General features: G+C 68.2%; 14 protein-coding genes. 5 read left to right on the top strand and 9 right to left on the bottom strand.

Going from position 1 to position 15,613, the window contains the following annotated elements:
• Positions 1 to 65 precede the first annotated feature (65 nt).
• Positions 66 to 1,685 carry an FAD-binding oxidoreductase gene (locus tag AC069I_RS14140; protein ID WP_478235453.1) on the top strand — a complete coding sequence of 540 codons (1,620 nt, stop codon included), beginning with the start codon at positions 66 to 68 and terminating at the stop codon, positions 1,683 to 1,685.
• Between the two features lie 72 nt (positions 1,686 to 1,757).
• Here the strand turns inward: AC069I_RS14140 and AC069I_RS14135 are convergent, their stop codons facing one another.
• The 4 genes from AC069I_RS14135 to AC069I_RS14120 form a co-directional block, all read right to left on the bottom strand.
• Positions 1,758 to 2,486, bottom strand: a complete 729-nt coding sequence (locus AC069I_RS14135) for a gamma-glutamylcyclotransferase (RefSeq protein WP_425341993.1) — start codon at positions 2,484 to 2,486, stop codon at positions 1,758 to 1,760.
• On the bottom strand, positions 2,480 to 3,574 hold the full coding sequence (locus tag AC069I_RS14130; RefSeq protein WP_478225341.1) for an S-(hydroxymethyl)mycothiol dehydrogenase: 1,095 nt from the start codon (positions 3,572 to 3,574) through the stop codon (positions 2,480 to 2,482). The genes AC069I_RS14135 and AC069I_RS14130 overlap by 7 nt, the downstream gene beginning before the upstream one ends.
• Positions 3,575 to 3,707: 133 nt before the next feature.
• Positions 3,708 to 4,973 carry a peptidase C39 family protein gene (locus AC069I_RS14125; RefSeq protein ID WP_478265583.1) on the bottom strand — a complete coding sequence of 422 codons (1,266 nt, stop codon included), beginning with the start codon at positions 4,971 to 4,973 and terminating at the stop codon, positions 3,708 to 3,710.
• A gap of 151 nt (positions 4,974 to 5,124) precedes the next feature.
• A complete protein-coding gene (locus tag AC069I_RS14120) occupies positions 5,125 to 6,846 on the bottom strand; it encodes a TIGR03767 family metallophosphoesterase (RefSeq protein ID WP_478265582.1) in 1,722 nt (573 codons plus the stop codon).
• Positions 6,847 to 7,007: 161 nt separating this feature from the next.
• Between AC069I_RS14120 and AC069I_RS14115 the strand changes: the two genes are divergently transcribed.
• A complete protein-coding gene (locus AC069I_RS14115; protein WP_233621852.1) occupies positions 7,008 to 7,457 on the top strand; it encodes a hypothetical protein in 450 nt (149 codons plus the stop codon).
• Here AC069I_RS14115 and AC069I_RS14110 read toward each other — a convergent pair.
• On the bottom strand, positions 7,454 to 8,014 hold the full coding sequence (locus AC069I_RS14110) for a TetR/AcrR family transcriptional regulator C-terminal domain-containing protein (RefSeq protein ID WP_478265581.1): 561 nt from the start codon (positions 8,012 to 8,014) through the stop codon (positions 7,454 to 7,456). The two genes, AC069I_RS14115 and AC069I_RS14110, sit on opposite strands and share 4 nt — an antisense overlap.
• Before the next feature lie 21 nt (positions 8,015 to 8,035).
• On the opposite strand from AC069I_RS14110, the gene AC069I_RS14105 reads away from it, so the two are divergent.
• Positions 8,036 to 8,491 carry a hypothetical protein gene (locus tag AC069I_RS14105; protein WP_478265580.1) on the top strand — a complete coding sequence of 152 codons (456 nt, stop codon included), beginning with the start codon at positions 8,036 to 8,038 and terminating at the stop codon, positions 8,489 to 8,491.
• Here AC069I_RS14105 and AC069I_RS14100 read toward each other — a convergent pair.
• Positions 8,460 to 9,722 (bottom strand): ABC transporter substrate-binding protein, encoded by a 1,263-nt coding sequence (locus AC069I_RS14100; RefSeq protein WP_478265579.1) that lies wholly within the window; start codon positions 9,720 to 9,722, stop codon positions 8,460 to 8,462. The two genes, AC069I_RS14105 and AC069I_RS14100, sit on opposite strands and share 32 nt — an antisense overlap.
• A gap of 100 nt (positions 9,723 to 9,822) precedes the next feature.
• The gene (locus AC069I_RS14095; protein WP_478265578.1) at positions 9,823 to 11,460 is read right to left on the bottom strand and encodes a long-chain fatty acid--CoA ligase; all 1,638 of its coding nucleotides are present in this window, start codon (positions 11,458 to 11,460) and stop codon (positions 9,823 to 9,825) included.
• 451 nt (positions 11,461 to 11,911) lie between these two features.
• Here AC069I_RS14095 and mihF point away from each other — a divergent pair, with 451 nt between their 5' ends.
• Both mihF and AC069I_RS14085 read left to right on the top strand, forming a co-directional pair.
• The gene (gene mihF / locus AC069I_RS14090) at positions 11,912 to 12,223 is read left to right on the top strand and encodes an integration host factor, actinobacterial type (protein ID WP_005155963.1); all 312 of its coding nucleotides are present in this window, start codon (positions 11,912 to 11,914) and stop codon (positions 12,221 to 12,223) included.
• A gap of 107 nt (positions 12,224 to 12,330) precedes the next feature.
• Positions 12,331 to 13,470 (top strand): isochorismate synthase, encoded by a 1,140-nt coding sequence (locus AC069I_RS14085; RefSeq protein ID WP_478265577.1) that lies wholly within the window; start codon positions 12,331 to 12,333, stop codon positions 13,468 to 13,470.
• Positions 13,471 to 13,539: 69 nt separating this feature from the next.
• On the opposite strand, the gene AC069I_RS14080 is transcribed toward AC069I_RS14085, so the two are convergent.
• Together AC069I_RS14080 and AC069I_RS14075 are read right to left on the bottom strand one after the other, a co-directional pair.
• Positions 13,540 to 14,229, bottom strand: coding sequence for a 4'-phosphopantetheinyl transferase family protein (locus AC069I_RS14080; RefSeq protein WP_478235445.1), 690 nt, complete (start codon positions 14,227 to 14,229; stop codon positions 13,540 to 13,542).
• On the bottom strand, positions 14,226 to 15,566 hold the full coding sequence (locus AC069I_RS14075) for a cation:dicarboxylate symporter family transporter (RefSeq protein WP_478265576.1): 1,341 nt from the start codon (positions 15,564 to 15,566) through the stop codon (positions 14,226 to 14,228). The genes AC069I_RS14080 and AC069I_RS14075 overlap by 4 nt, the downstream gene beginning before the upstream one ends.
• Positions 15,567 to 15,613 lie beyond the last annotated feature (47 nt).

Raw genomic sequence — 15,613 nt, 5'->3', positions numbered from 1 at the left:
CCAGCGCCGAAACGCCTGTTTCCGCAGGTGAGTGACGTTTTACGTCCATATGTAACACTGTAGTCGTGACGGAGCTTATTGACCACCGGTTAAGACGATCCTGGACGCCCGAAGGCGGTGACGCGGCCCACCTTCCGGCGAAGGCCTTGCGGTGGCTCGTCCAGCGTATCGGTCCGCTGGGCTCCGCGGCGCCCCTCGCGCCCGATTCGGCGCTGTCCGTTCCCGATTCGGTGCTGGGCGAACAGCCGAAACGAGACCTCGAGGAACTCGTCGGTGCCGACCAAGTCCTGCTGGCGCCGGGGGAACGGCTCGCGCGGGCGAGCGGTCTGTCCTATCTGGACCTGGTGCGGCGGCGCGGGTTCGGTGATTTTCCGGTGCCGGACGCCGTCGTCCTGCCGGAGAATCCCGCCGAAGTCCAGTCGGTACTGGAAATCTGCGCACGGCACGACGTCGGCGTCGTCCCGTTCGGCGGCGGGACGTCGGTGGTCGGCGGGGTCGCGGCGCTGCGCGGGGACAAGAGCGCGGTGATCGCGCTCGACCTCACCAGGCTCGGCGAACTGGTCTCCGTCGACCCGGTCTCCCGGATCGCGGTCCTGCAAGCGGGCGTCACCGGCCCGGAGGCGGACCGGCTGCTCGCCGCGCACGGTTTCACCCTCGGGCACGTTCCCCAGTCCTACGAACGCGCCACCATCGGCGGATTCGCCGCGACCCGGTCCGCCGGGCAGGCTTCGTCGGGTTACGGCCGGTTCGAGGACATGGTTTCGAGTGTCCGGCTCGCGACTCCGCGCGGGGAATGGAAACTCGGCGTCGCGCCGGCATCGGCCGCGGGACCCGACCTGCGGCATCTGGCCATCGGCAGCGAAGGCGCGCTCGGCGTGATCACCGAGGTCGCCCTCCGGGTCCGCCCGGTGCCGGAGGTGCGGCGCTACGAGGGCTATGTCCTCGACGGCTGGGAGAAGGGCACCGCGGCGGTCCGCGAACTCGCCCAGCGGCACGTGCTCGCGGACGTCACACGACTGTCCGATGTGGACGAGAGCGAGGTTTCCCTGGCGCTCAACGACAGCTTGAAGACCAAGGCGCTGCGCCGGTACCTCAAGGCGCGGGGAGTGCACGCGCCCTGCCTGCTGATCGTCGGCTGGGAAGGCGCGTCGAAGCGCGCGGTCGCCCGGCGTCGTCAGGAGACCACCCACGTGCTGGAGGAGTTCGACGCCGTCCGCATCGGGGCCGCGCTCGGTGAATCCTGGCGTCGCGGCCGGTTCTCCGGACCTCGGCAACGGGACGCCTTGATGGACAACGGTGTCTGCGTCGAAACCCTCGAAACCGCCGCGTACTGGACGGAACTGAGCGACCTGCGCGACGCCGTCCGTGCCGCGCTCACCGCCACGCTCGGCAACGCCATCATCATGTGCCACGTTTCGCACGCGTACGAAACGGGCGCGTCGCTGTACTTCACCGTGCTCACCGCCCGTGACGAGGCCGACCCGGTCGGCCAATGGCAGCGGGCGAAGGCGGCGGCGTCGGAGGCGATCACCGGGATCGGCACGATCTCGCATCACCACGCCGTCGGCGTCGACCACGCGCGCCATCTGGCGGCGGAGATCGGCGAGATCGGCGTCGAAGTGTTGCGAGCGGCGAAGAAAGCCGTCGACCCGACCGGGATCCTCAATCCCGGGAAGCTTCTCTGAGCCTGTCGGCGGAGCTGAGAGACTCTTTCGGAAAGTGACTCGACGCGTGAACCCGCCCGGCCGAAGGCTCCGCTATCGCGGTGGCAGGGCGCCTTCGGCACCTTCGTGAGCTGGACGATCAAGTCTCGCCCTGCCGACGTCGATCGCGGACGCGGGTTCACCACCAGATCCGCTGACCAGCGTCCCGGCCTCGACCAGCGTGCAGTCCAGACCGTGCGTTTCGGCGGGGATGCCTTGCAGTGCGGCGGCGCGGCGCTGTTCGAGGTCGGCGACGCGGATATGCCTGCCGTCCACCAGGATCGGCAGGCGGATGTCCGCGGCGCCGACGTACGCCACGACGTCGTCGAGCACGGTGCCGTCGTCAAGGGTGATGGCCGGGGCCGTCAGCCGCACCAGGTTGTAGCGCTGTCCTTTGCCCTCGCATTTGTCGAGCACGGCCAGCTGGCCGGGCGTCGCGAACCAGACGGCGTGCTCCTCGACGACGCCCGGCGCGGCGGCGAGCGTCGCGGGCCGTTGCCCGTCCCGGAACCGCAGACCGGACGCCCAGACCGCGGCGAGGTCGGTGCAGCGCGCGTGGCAGACGACGACCGGACCGGTCAGGCCCATGTTCTCCCGCAGCCAGGTGATCTTTGACGGGCACGCGTTCGAACCGTAGGCGAGCACGGCCTGGCGTTCGCGCCAGCCCTCCGGCGCGGTGTCGAGGCTGTGCCCGGCGCCGTCGAAGTGGACGAACGAATGCCCCGGCCGCGCTCCCGGATACGGATCGGCCGGGAAATCGGCGTCGGTGAAGAGCTTCACCACGTCACCACGCTGCGGAGGACGTCGCCGCGGTGCATGCGCTCGAAGGCCTGCTCGACGCCGTCGAGGGCGATCCGCTCGGTGACGAACTTGTCGAGCGGCAGCCTACCCTGGAGATAGAGGTCGATCAGCATCGGGAAGTCGCGTGAGGGCAGGCAATCGCCGTACCACGACGACTTGAGCGAGCCGCCGCGCGAGAAGAAGTCGATCAGTGCCACGTCCAGCCGCATGTCCGGGGTCGGGACGCCGACGAGCACGACCGTGCCCGCCAGATCGCGGCCGTAGAACGCCTGCCGCCACGTTTCGGGCCTGCCGACCGCGTCGATCACGACGTCCGCGCCGAACGAATCGGTGAACTCCCGGATCGCCTCGACGACCTGCTCTTCGCTCAGCCCCTTGCTGTTCAGCGTGTGCGTGGCGCCGAAGTCCTTGGCCCAGGCGAGTTTCCGGTCGTCGGTGTCGACGGCGACGATGGTCTTCGCGCCGGCCAGGTTCGCCCCGGCGATCGCGGCGTCACCGACGCCGCCGCAGCCGATGACCGCGACGGAATCACCGCGGCTCACCGCGCCGGTGTTCAGCGCCGCGCCGAGACCGGCCATCACCCCGCAGCCGAGCAGCCCGGCGACGGCCGGTTCGGCGGCGGGGTCGACCTTCGTACATTGTCCACTGTGGACCAACGTCTTCTCGATGAACGCGCCGACGCCGAGCGCGGGCGACAATGCGGTGCCGTCGGCCAGCGTCATCGGCTGGGCGGCGTTGAACGTCGAGAAGCAGTACCAGGGCTTGCCCCGGCGGCAGGCCCGGCAGCTGCCGCAGACCGCGCGCCAGTTCAGGATCACGTAGTCGCCCGGTTCGAGGCCGGTGACGCCGTCGCCGACGGCCTCCACGAAGCCCGCGGCCTCGTGGCCGAGCAGGAACGGGAACTCGTCGTTGATCCCGCCCTCACGGTAGTGCAGGTCGGTATGGCAGACGCCGCACGCCTTGACCGAGACGACGGCCTCGCCGGGCCCGGGGCCGGGCACCGTCACGGACTCCAGCGAGACCGGTTCACCCTTGGCGCGGGAAACGACGCCTGGGACCTCGTACGGCATGCCCACCTCCGAGTCATTGACTTCGCAGCTTGCCACGAAGACGACCGGGATCGCGACATCCGCTCGGGTGGGGAACCTCCATCCATGCCCCCGCCGCCGCCCTCAACGGACGCGCCGCGCGCGCAGAATCGATTTAGTGCCCGGGCGTAATGATGTAAGCGACGCCGCCGGGACCACTGGAAACGCCGCCATTCGTGTTGTACCGCTTGGTGCGTTGCCAGATCGTCTCGAACTGGTGTCGTTTGTAGACATTTCGGACCCGGTCGTTGCTGTTGGCGGCCGGGTCGTTCGCGATCACGTCACCGTCCTTCGTGAAGCCGACGACGACCATGATGTGCCCGGCGGTGCCGTAGCCCGCGCCGTCGAGTTCCTCGGCCTTGAACGACTGCGACGTGATCACCGGGATGCCGCGCGCGATGTAGTTCTCGAGTTCGTTCAAGGAGTGCAAACGGGTGATGTGCCCCCGCAGTCCGAGTGAAGCGGCGTACGCGGTGTTGAACGGCCAGTTGCCTGTTCCGTCGTAGGCGTAGTCGAACGTGTAGCGGGCGGCGTACGCGACGGTCGGATCGACGTAACCCTCCGGGATCCACTTCATGTCCTCGGGCTTGGGCCGTTTGCCCCAGTACTCGGCGACCATCTCGGTGGACGTGGGGCTGCACCAGTTCTCGCCACCCCCGCCGTACTCCGGGAACTGTCCTTTGTGGAGGTTCTGCGCGTACGTGGGCACCTTGAGCTCGATGCCGGTGGCGCGGCCCGGTTTCGTGGCCTCGACCTCGAAGCGGTCCGGGACGAGCGACGTCATCGCGCCGACTGACGTCACCGACGGCGTGGCGCGGGAGCCGGCCTCGCGGTACAGGCTGACCCGCAGCTGGTACGAGCGGAGCGCGACACCGGCCTTCATGACCAGCGTGTCGATGTCGACCGCGGCGTTGGCGTCGCTCTGGCCGTCGACGCTGGTGCGTTTGATGTCGGCGTCCCCGCTGGCCCACCGGCCCATGACGTACCAGGACGTCTCCGTGCCCGTGGCGGTGCGGCCCTTCGCCTCGACCTTGATCCATGTCTTCGCGGGCGTCTTCGCGTTCCACGAGGCGACCAGCTGCGAGGCGTCGAAGCCCTGCGTGTGACTCCTCGACGTCCACTGGCCGTATTCGTAGGTCTTCGTGGTGCCGAGCGTGGGTTCGGTGTGCTCGACCGTGCCGATCGGGCGGTCGATGCGCAGCGCGCCGTGGTCGAGGCCGAGCCCTTCGAGCCTGCCGTCACGGAAACCGTGGTGACCGGACCATTCGTGGTAGTCGATCGACTCGTCGTGCGGGCGGCCGGGTCCGGCCTCCGCCGTCTGTGCCGTCACCGCGGTCATCGTCGCGATCGTCAGCAGCGTGACCAGCCCTCGTATGCGCATCCCCGCTCCGTCCCTCGTGTCCACCCAGTAGGGAAGGGATTTTCGCCGGTCGCGCGAGGTATGTAAACAGTTACCCCCGATCGCACGAGTTCCGCCTCCAAGCACGTGCTCGCGTGATTGAAGGCGTAACTCGCGTGATCGAAGGCGGAACTCAGGCGAGCGGGTTCGGCAGGAGGAGTTCGGTGTTCTGGTCTTGGGCGGTACCGACGGCGGAAAGCGAGGCGTGGATGTCGTTGTACGAGAACTCCCGGTACAGTGACGCAAGCGCTTGCGTCGAGGTGTCCGAGTACGAAGCCTCGTATGGGGCCTCCGCCTCGATCAGGGTTGTGAACAGCGACAATGTGCCGTCGGCGTTGTCGGCGACCTCGATGATCCGCGCGTGCTGCGGGAAGTCGATGTGCGAAGCGGTGTTGATCTCCCAGAAACCCTGCTTCGCGGTCTTGCCGGCGTGCGGGGTGATCTTGTTGTGGTGCGTGTGCCCGTTCACCCACGCGAGCACGTTCGGGAACCGGTGCAGCAGCGAGACGAACGTGTCGCCGTTGAGCCGGAGCTCCAGCGGGTGGCGCGCGTCCGGCAGCACGTTGCCCATGGTGTCGCTGGTGTGGTGACTGAACAGGATGAACAGCTCGTCCGTCACGTTCTGCGTGACCTTGCGCCCGAAGAAGTCGTAGTACGTCGAGCTGTTGCGCTTGAGCGTGTTCTCCACCCAGGTGAACTGCCCGAGCCCGATCGATCCGTCGGCCAGCCCGGCCATCGTCGTGGTGTCGAGGCTGATGCCGGTGATCCCCGGCGCGATGCGGAAGGTGTAGTACACGTTCCGCCCGTCGGCGTTGTTCTCGCTGAACCCGTGGCCGACCGGGCCGGGTCCGGTGTTGGCGGAGTCGAGGTGGTGCCGCACGAACTCCGCGGTGCTGAAGGGCCGCCGTCGCTCGTCCGGGGTGACCTCGCGGATCGTGCCCGAGCCGCCGAACAGCTCCGTGACCGGGACGCCGGAGCCGGACCCGATCGCCTTGGCGAGCTTTCGCGACGTCGTCTCGTCCTTGCCGATCACCTTGAAGCGGCCGGTGTACCAGGCGTCCATCCCCGGCAGGTCCGGCACCGTGCCGACGATGCTGTCGTCGTGGTTGCCGAAGGTGCAGAACCACGGGACGTCGAGACCGGGCGAGGTGAAGGTGTTCGAGGCCGCGTCGAGCAGGCCGGGCAGCTGGGGGAAACCCTTCTTCGTGTACGCGTCGTCCAGCGTCTCGCCGGGGTTCCAGTAGTGCGAGGACCCGGACGTCTGGACGCCTTCGTGCACGTTCGGGTCGCCCGAGGTCGGGTTCACGGTGCCGCCGTTGAGCACCTTGAGGAACCATTCGAGCTCGATGAGTTCGTGGTTGTCGGTGTTGTCACCGGTGGTGACCATGAAGTCGATCGGCCGTCCGGTGAACGGCCCCGCCTTCAGGCTGTTCACCCGCTCGACCAGTGCTGTCGTCGCGACGGGGCCGAGGGTTTCCTGCGGCCGGTGCGCCGAGCCGACGAACGGGTGGAGGTACTCGAACCGCGCCGGGCTTTCGGCGTCGGTGAAGTGCAGGTCGGTGAACTGCGCGAAGGAGGCCATCGCGCGGCGACGATCGTCGCGGCCGGACTTCGGCGCGGCCAGGTCGCCTCGGACCACGAGCGGCCAGCCGGGGCCCGCGGTCAGCCGCGTGTAGCCCGGTCCGCTGGTCCGCGGGGCCGCCGCGGCTTCGAGCGTGGTGCCCGCGGTGCGCACCGCGCGGGTCGTGGTGCGCGCCAGTGCCCGGTCGAGCGCGTTGGCGGTGGGCGTGCACAGCAACAGGCCGACGCCGGCGGCGCCGGCCGCGGTGAAGGTGCGCCTCGAGATGACGGACATGGCGGTGCCCCCAGTCGTCGCGGATGGATGTCGCGGAAGGACGATGCCGGAAGACGTTAGCCGTGAGGTGAACGTCAGAAAAGGGTAATGCGAAAATTTGTCACGTTCGGCGGAATACCAAAGAAGCCAAGCGGGCTGGTTACGCTGGCCGCTTGGCGAGCGTGGGAGGTGGCCAGGTGGGTGCTTCGGCTTGGTCGGTCCGCGGCCGGTTCGACGGCGATCCGGAAGCGGCGTTGGACGCGATGAAGGCACGCGTCTTCGAGGAGGGCGACTACCTCTGGGAGGAGGACGAACTCGGCCGCCCGGACTCGATCGACGAGCTGTACGAGGTGGAGAGCGTCCAGGAGTCCGGGACCCATTCCGTGCTGGACGTCCACGAGTTCATCAGCGCCACGGGTGAGGACGACTTCGGCACGATCCGGCCCCTGACCGACGCCGAACTCGTGGCGGCCTTCGGTACCGAGGAGCCGTCCGTCGCCGACTTCGACGAACTCGACAAGGCGGGACGGCTGCCGTACGAGCGCCGCCCGCGCTGGAGCGCGAACTGTGCGCTGCTGTACGAGAACGACGTCGCCGTCGAGCTGGCGATCTGGGGTGTCTCCGGGGACTAAAGGTGAGCGCCGGCGGTTGAGGAGTTCGGTCCAGCGGGTCGTGAGTGGCGATTCGGGTTAGAACACGAATCGCCACTCACGACCCACTGGAGCCGAGCTTCGAGCCCGTCCAGGATCACCTCGACGCCCAGCTCGAACAGGTCTTCGCCGCTTTGCGTCGCGAAAGCCGGGCCGAGCCTGCTCACATGGGGATAGGCCGCCAAACGATCGAGAAACGCCTCGTCCGGCTTCCGCGCGGGGAGGGTCTCCACCGAAGTCAGCACGTGTGCCGTGAGCAGTCGCGAGATCCCCGCGGTGTCTTCTTCCGAAAAGCCCGCGTCCAGCAGGATCCGCGCGGTCGTCTCGATATGGCCAAGCCGGTGTGGCCCGGTAGGTGGCCGCTCGCGCAGCAGTGCGGCCGCGTCCCGGTGACGCAGCAGCAGGGCGCGGAACTGGCGAAGCCCGCTCGCGAGCTGTTCGCGCCACGGCAGGTCGCCGTCGATCTCGAACGCGTCGGCGCAGATCGCCTCGGCGACGAGGTCCAGCAGTTCGACGGCGGCCTCAGTGATCTCTATCACGGATAGAGAACGGGGGAAGTGATGCGCTGGACAGCGAAGATCCGCCTGGTCGCGGTGCTGTGCTCGACCGTTTTCATCGTCGGGACGACGCTGCAGAACTACGTGATCATCGATCTGGACCTGATCGAGGCGAGCATGCGGCTCAAGGTGGTGGACACCGCCGGCGCGCCCGCGTATCTCGGCGCGTTGCGGCTGGTGGGCAACGTCTTCATCGTCGGAAACGCGCTCGGCCTGCTGGTGTGGTTCCGCCGGCGGTGGCTGTTCTGGCCGGTGCTCGCGGTCGACGTCGCACAGGCGTTCGGCGTGTACGTCGTGCCGTTCGAAGTGCACCGGGCGGTGATCGCCGAACACGGCTGGCCGGGTGTGCTCCCCTCCCTGATCACCGATGGCGGCGCGGTGATCCTGTCGATCGTGCTGATCGTCGCTTACGTGCGTTCGCGGCGGCTCACGCGGACAGGCGACCCAGTTCGGCTTTGACGGCCTCGACGGCGGCCTTGGTCTCGGCGACCGGGTCGGCGCCGTCGCGGGCGATCCGGCCCAGCGCGTCGACGAGCGCGGTGTTCGCCACCGGAGTCCACAGTGGACCGGCGGCACGGCCGTTCTCCTTGACCAGCTTCGCGGCGTCGGCCGCCGCGGCGACCTTGTCGAGCACACTCAGCCGTGCGGGCAGATGGAACCCGAACCTGGTGGCGAACTCCTGCTGGAAGTCGGTGCGCTCCAGCCACAGCCATTTGACGAAGTCCTTGGCGGCGTTGGGGTTCAGGCTCTTGGAATGCACCATCGCGCTCAACCCGCTGACCGGGACGGACGGCGCGCCCGCCGCGTCGAGCCGAGGGAAGGCCAGGACACCGAAGTCGTCCTTCACCGTGTCCTGGATCTTCGGCAGGTTCCACAGCCAGGTCCACTGCATGGCCGTGAGCCCGTCGATGAACGGGAGCGGATCCGCCCAGTCCGTCGAAGCGCCCAGCAGCAGCGAACCGTTGAGCTCGTGGAGTTTCGCGAACACCGTGGCGGCACGCGGATCGTCGAAGCCGACGGATTTCCCGTCCTTGACGTAGTCGAGCCCGGCCGACCACAGCAGCGGCCCGGCGAGCACCGCCGCGCCCGCGTCGTTGCCGGCGAACAATCCTTTGACGCCGTCCTTGGACAGTTTCTTCGCCGCGTCGACGAGTTCGTCCAGCGTCTGTGGCGGCTGGACCCCGGCCTCCTGCAGGAAACTCTTGCGGTAGAAGAGGACCTGGGTGTCGAGTGCCTGTGGGATCCCGTAGACCTTGCCGTCGACCGTCTGCGCCGCCAGCACCGAGGGGTTGAAATCCCCGCGCACCGGCCCGATCACGTCGTCCAGTGGGACGAGGAGGTTCTGCCGGACGCGGTCGACGGTGACCTGGCCTTCGAAGATGTCGGGGACCGGGCCCGCCTGCAGCGCGGCGTTCAGTTTCGTCTCGTAGTCGTCGGGATTCCACTGCACCGCGACCTTGGACTTCTGGTACGCGGCCGCGTAGCGCGTGACGGCCTCCTGGACGCCGGCCTCGGGATACGGGTGGTACCACTGCGCGAGGTCCACCGGTTTCGGTTTCGGCCTGGTCACGCCGGCGGAGTAGGCCGTCGACGGCGGCGGGTTTCCCGTTTGGACGGTGTTGGATCCGCAGGCGGAGAGCACGGTCGTCCCCGCGAGCGCCAGGAACGTTCGCCTGTTTGTCTTACGCACCGACAAAACCCTTCGCCGAACGCAGTGAAGGCCATCTTCAGGGACCAGCGTCCCTCAAGATGGCCTTCACGGAAGGGCAGGCGCGCGGGAGATTAACCCGTTAGAGCTGACTGACGTCGAGTTTTCCTTCGGAGTGGAACGCCCGCAGCCGCTTCTTGTCGAACTTGCCGACACTGGTCTTCGGGACTTCGTCCACAAAGGTCCAATTCTCCGGGAGCTGCCACTTCGCGACCTTGTCGGACAAGAACTCGCGCAGTTCCTCGGCCGTGGCGCTCTGACCCTCCTTGAGCACGACGGCGACCAGCGGGCGCTCGTCCCACTTCTCGTCGGGGATGCCGACCACGGCCGCCTCGGCCACCGCGGGATGCGCCATCACCTGGTTCTCCAGATCCACCGAGGAGATCCACTCGCCGCCGGACTTGATGACGTCCTTCGCGCGGTCGGTCAGCGTGAGATAGCCGTCCGGGCTGATCTTGCCGACGTCTCCGGTGCGCAGCCAGCCGTCGTGGAACTTCTCCGGGTCGGGCTCGTCACCGCTCGTGCCGCTGTAGTACGACGCCGCGATCCACGGGCCCTGCACTTCGAGCTCGCCGACGCTTTCGTTGTCCCACGGCAGTTCCTCGCCGTTGTCGCCGATCAGCCTGGCGCTGACGGACGCCGGGAACCGGCCCTGGGTGTAGCGGTAGTCCCACGCCTTCTCGCCGGTCGCGGCGGCGGGCGGACGCGCCACGCTGCCCAGCGGTGACGTCTCGGTCATGCCCCAGGCGTGCAGGATCGGTACGCCGTAGCGGTCCTCGAACGCGTGCATCAGCGACGGCGGTGCCGCCGATCCGCCGACGACGACCTCGCGCAGATGCGAGATGTCCTGCGGGTTCGCGTCGAGGTGGGAGAGCAGGCCCTGCCAGATCGTCGGGACGGCGCCGGCGAAGGTCGGCTTCTCGGCCTCGAGCATCTGGGCGATGGGCGCGGGCTGGAGGAAGCGATCCGGCATCAGTAGCGAGGCGCCGACCATCATCGCCGCGTACGGCATGCCCCACGCCATCGCGTGGAACATCGGGACGATCGCGAGGGCCTTGTCGTGCTGGGCCAGCCGCATGCTGTCGGACATCGTGACCTGCATGGAGTGCAGCCAGATCGACCGGTGGGAGTACGCGACGCCCTTCGGGTCACCCGTGGTGCCCGACGTGTAACACATCGCGGCGGCCGAACGCTCGTCCACTTCGGGCCAGTCGAAGGTGTCCGGCTGGCCGGCCAGCAACTCGGCGTAGGAGTGCACCTGGACGCCGTCCGGCGCCCGGAGGGTGGAGGCGTCGCCGTTGGCCACGATGACGTGACGCACGGTCTTCAGCTCGGGCAGCTGCTTGGCCAGCAGCGGGACGAGCGTGCCGTCGACGATGACGACCTGGTCCTCGGCGTGGTTGGCGACGAAGACGAGCTGTTCCGGGAACAGCCGGATGTTCAGCGTGTGCAGCACCGCGCCCATGGCCGGGATGGCCAGATAGGCGGCCATGTGCTCCGCGTTGTTCCACATGAAGGTGCCGACGCGCTGGTCGCCGGTGACACCGAGGCTCCGGAGCGCGTTCGCGAGCTTCGCGGCGTGTTTGCCGAGCTCGCCATAGGTCTCGCGGCGGGCTTCTGAACCGGTCCAGGTGATGACTTCGCTCTCGGAGTGCACCGTGGTGCCGTGGCGGAGCAGCCTGCCCAGTGACAGCTGCCCGTCCTGCATCGTGCTCAACATCGCGTACTCCCGTGGTGCTCGTTCTCCGGTGAACTGGGGTTGCGCCGACTCTAATCCGGGAGGGGTGAACCGGTCAGTAACATCGCAGGCAACCGTTCGGTCACAGTGTCGCGCTAACGGGTGTTCGCCGGTTCGGGCCAAGATCCTCAATAATTCGTATTTTTCGTGCCATGAAACGAAAAATGGCCGACTGTGCGAAGTGATGACATCGCTCATAAGGGTGATGAACGCGGGCGAATCGCCGCTCGAACGGCGTGTTTCCGCAGGCTGGGGCGGGTTGCCCGCGGCGTGGTCGAGGGGTAATAAGTGCGTGTCGGTTTCACGGCCGAGGAACGGGTGGCGTTTACTGGAGCCGTGGTACAGAGACGGCTGGCCAGCGCTTGCTCTTGCAAGCATGGTTTAAAGGCCGTCGGCCGCGAAAGCGGAGACCTGAGATGAAAGGACTACTACGTTGGCTCTGCCCACGTTGACTCCGGAGCAGCGCGCCGATGCCCTCGCCAAGGCGGCTGAGGCTCGCAAAGCGCGCTCCGAGCTGCTTGCGTCGATCAAGTCCGGCAAGGAGAGCATCGACAAGGTGCTCAAGCAGGCCAAGGAGAACAAGACCATCGGCAAGACGAAGGTCACGCAGCTGCTGAAGGCCGTGCCCGGCCTGGGCGCGGTCAAGGTCGCCGCCCTGCTGGAGCAGGCCGGGATCGACCCGGACCGGCGTGCCGCCGGCCTGGGCGAGCGGCAGCGCGAGGCCCTTCTCGAGGCGCTGAAGTAACGCTTCCGCCCAGGTCACGGGCTGTCCGGGGGAAGGTGTTGCCTGAGAGGCTGTTGCCCGGGCAACACTTTCCCCTGGTCTCAGCCGGAGCCTGGGACGCTGGTGGGGTGACGACCAGTACCGCACCGGCGACCCCGGCAGACCTGGCCGCCCGCTACGAGCGGGGCGACTTCCTCCTGGCCACGGCACGGCACGCGCTCCTCGCGAGCGGGGCCGTGGCCACCGCGACCGAGACCGAGCCGTCGCGGCTGTCCCGGGTGCTCCCCGGGCTGTTCACCGACTCGGGCGCGTCGATCGCGGTCGGTGTGCTGCCGTTCGACACCACCTCGATGCCGGGGCATCTGGTCTTGCCCCGTGCGATCCATCGCGCGTCTTCCGACCACGCGACCGTCCCGCCGCGCACCGCGCTTCCCCGGCCGGTCAAGGTCTCTCCCGTGCCCGAACCCGAGGCGCATCTGGCCGCCGTCCGCGCGGCCGTCTCCGCGCTGAGCGACCGTGACCTGCGCAAAGTCGTCCTCGCCCGAGCGCTCGACCTCGACTTCGAGGAGGCCGTCCCGGTCGCCGAGGTCGTCCGGAACCTGGCGAACGGGAACCCCCGGCACACCACCTACGCCGCGCAGCTGCCCGGCGGCCGCACGCTGGTCGGCGCCACTCCCGAACTCCTGCTTTCCCGCACCGGCGGCGCCGTGGTGTCCCGCCCGCATGCCGGGTCGATGCCCCGTTCCGCGGACCCGGCGATCGACAAGGCGAACGGTGAGGCGCTGCTGGCGTCCGAAAAGGACCACGTCGAACACGCCGTCGTGGTGGAGTCCGTCGTCGAGATCCTGCGGCCGTTCTGCCGTACCCTCGACGTCCGCGGCCCGGAACTCGTCTCGACCCCGGCGATCTGGCACCTCTCGACCACCGTCACCGGCGAGCTGATCGACGAGGACGTCACCGCGCTGGACCTCGCCGCCGCGCTGCATCCGACCCCCGCGGTCTGCGGCACGCCGACCGGGGCCGCGCGCTCACTGGTCCAGGAGCTGGAGCCGTTCGATCGCGAGTACTACGCGGGTGCCGTCGGCTGGGTCGACGCGGCGGGGGACGGCGAATGGGCCGTCGGGATCCGGTGCGCGGAAATCGCCGACACCTCCATGCGGCTGTACGCCGGCGGCGGCATCGTGCCCGCCTCCGACCCCCGGACCGAGCTCGACGAGACCTCGGCGAAGTTCCGCACCCTGCTGGCCGCCATGGGCCTGGAGATCTGACGCGTTTCGTCCTCTGAATGCGGTACTTGCACGCGCAACTACCGCATTCAGAGGACGAAACGCGTGGAGTCAGAGGGGCGCGAAGTCTTCGGTTACCGCGATGTCGTCCGAGGTCAGCAGCGCGACGGCGGCCCGGTAGCCCTCGGCCGCCTTCAGGTCCGCGAGGCGGGTCCGGTCCGGGTCGAGGGCCTGATGGCTCGACCGCACCAGCCGCGCCTGCTCGCCGTGGCCGGAGAACGTGATGCTCTGCAGCGGGATCTTGAGGCCCTTCCCGGTGGCCTTCATGACGGCTTCCTTGCGCGTCCAGTAGGTGAAGAACGCCGTCGTGCGCTCGTCGTCGGACAGCCCGGAGATCGCGGCCAGCTCCGTGGGGGTCAGCGCGTACTCCATGAGCGAGTCCTCGGCCCGCCTGGTGGCCGTCTCGACGTCGAGGCCGACCGGCGTCCCCGCGGTGGCCGCGACGCCGATGAGGTCGCCGGAATGCGAGATCGACAGCATCAGCGGCGCGCCGGGGATCCGGGGTCGTCCGTGCGGTTTGCCGCAGTCGTCACAGGTCGCGTCGAAGCTCACGTCCTCGACGGCCATGCCGAGCCGCTCGGCGGCGACCGTCTTGGCCAAGACCCTGCCTGTCAGGAACCGGCGTTTGTCGATGTCCTGGCGGTAGTTTCCGTACCGGCCCTGCTCCAGCTCGTCGAGCAGGGCCAGGAACCGGGGTTCGGCGGGCAGGGGCGGGGACCAGCGGACCGCACATTCGATCACGTCTCCCTTTTTACCCGATCCCGCACCGGATCACTCGGGTGTTCGTCGAGCAGCGTCGCCTCGTCGAACGGTGATCGGCCGTTCAGGGTCCGATCCAGCTGCTCGCGGTCGATCTCATTGGTCCAAGTGCCGATCAGCACGGTCGCGACGGCGTTGCCCGCGAAGTTCGTCAGCGCGCGGGCCTCGGACATGAACCGGTCGATGCCGACGATGAACCCGACGCCGTCCACCAGCTCCGGCCGGTGCGAGGACAGCCCGCCCGCCAGCGTCGCGAGCCCCGCGCCGGTGACCCCTGCCGCGCCCTTCGACGCGATGATCATGAACACCAGCAAGGAGATCTGCTCGCCGATGGTCAGTGGTTTGTCGAGTGCGTCCGCGATGAAGATGGACGCCATCGTCAGGTAGATGGCGGTGCCGTCGAGGTTGAACGAGTACCCGGTCGGCACGGTGATTCCGACGACCGGTTTGGAGACGCCCGCGTGCTCCATCTTCGCGATCAGCCGCGGCAGCGCCGACTCCGACGACGACGTCGACAGGATCAGCAGGAACTCGCGGCCGAGGTACTTCAGCAGCTTGAAGATGTTGACCCTGGCGAGCAGGCCGAGGATCAGCCCGAGTACCACGAACACGAACAACGCGCAGGTGATGTAGAAGCCGAGCATGATCACCGCGAGACTCTGCAGCGCCTTCCAGCCGGTCTCGCCGACGACCGCGGCGATCGCGCCGAACGCGCCGACCGGGGCAGCCCACATGATCATCGCCAGGATCCGGAACACGAGCCGCTGGATGTGCTCGATGCCGCGGCGGATCGGCTCGCCCTTCGTGCCCAGTTTCTGCAGCGCGAACCCGGCGAGCAGCGCGACCAGCAGCGTCTGCAGCACCTCGCCTTCGGTGAACGCCGAGACCAGCGTCTTCGGGATGATCCCGAGCAGGAAGTCGACGGTGCCCTCGCTCTTGGCGATCTGGCCCTGTCCCTTTTCGGCGATCTCGGGGGTCAGGTGCAGTCCGGTGCCCGGCTGGAGGAGGTTGCCGACGACCAGGCCGATGACCAGCGCGACCGTCGACATGACCAGGAAGTACCCGAGCGCGAGCCCGCCGACGCGGCCGACCTTCGCGGCCTTCGCCACCGAGCCGACGCCGAGCGCGATCGTGCAGAAGATGATCGGCGAGATCATCATCTTGATCAGGTTCACGAACCCGGTCCCGAGCGGCTTCAGTTCCTTGCCGACCTCGGGGAACAGGATGCCGACCGCGATGCCGAGCGCCACCGCCGCGATGACGGCGATGTAGAGGTAATGGGTGCGGTCACGCTTCGCCGCTGGTGCTTCCGTGCTCATTGGTGCCCTTCGACGAGATGGGGACAGGTCGCGAAAACTTATGACAA

It is taken from the genome of Amycolatopsis sp. NPDC043885 (assembly GCF_056435685.1).
The sequence above is the reverse complement of the archived record's forward strand: the minus strand, read 5'-3'. Positions and strand labels throughout refer to the sequence as shown.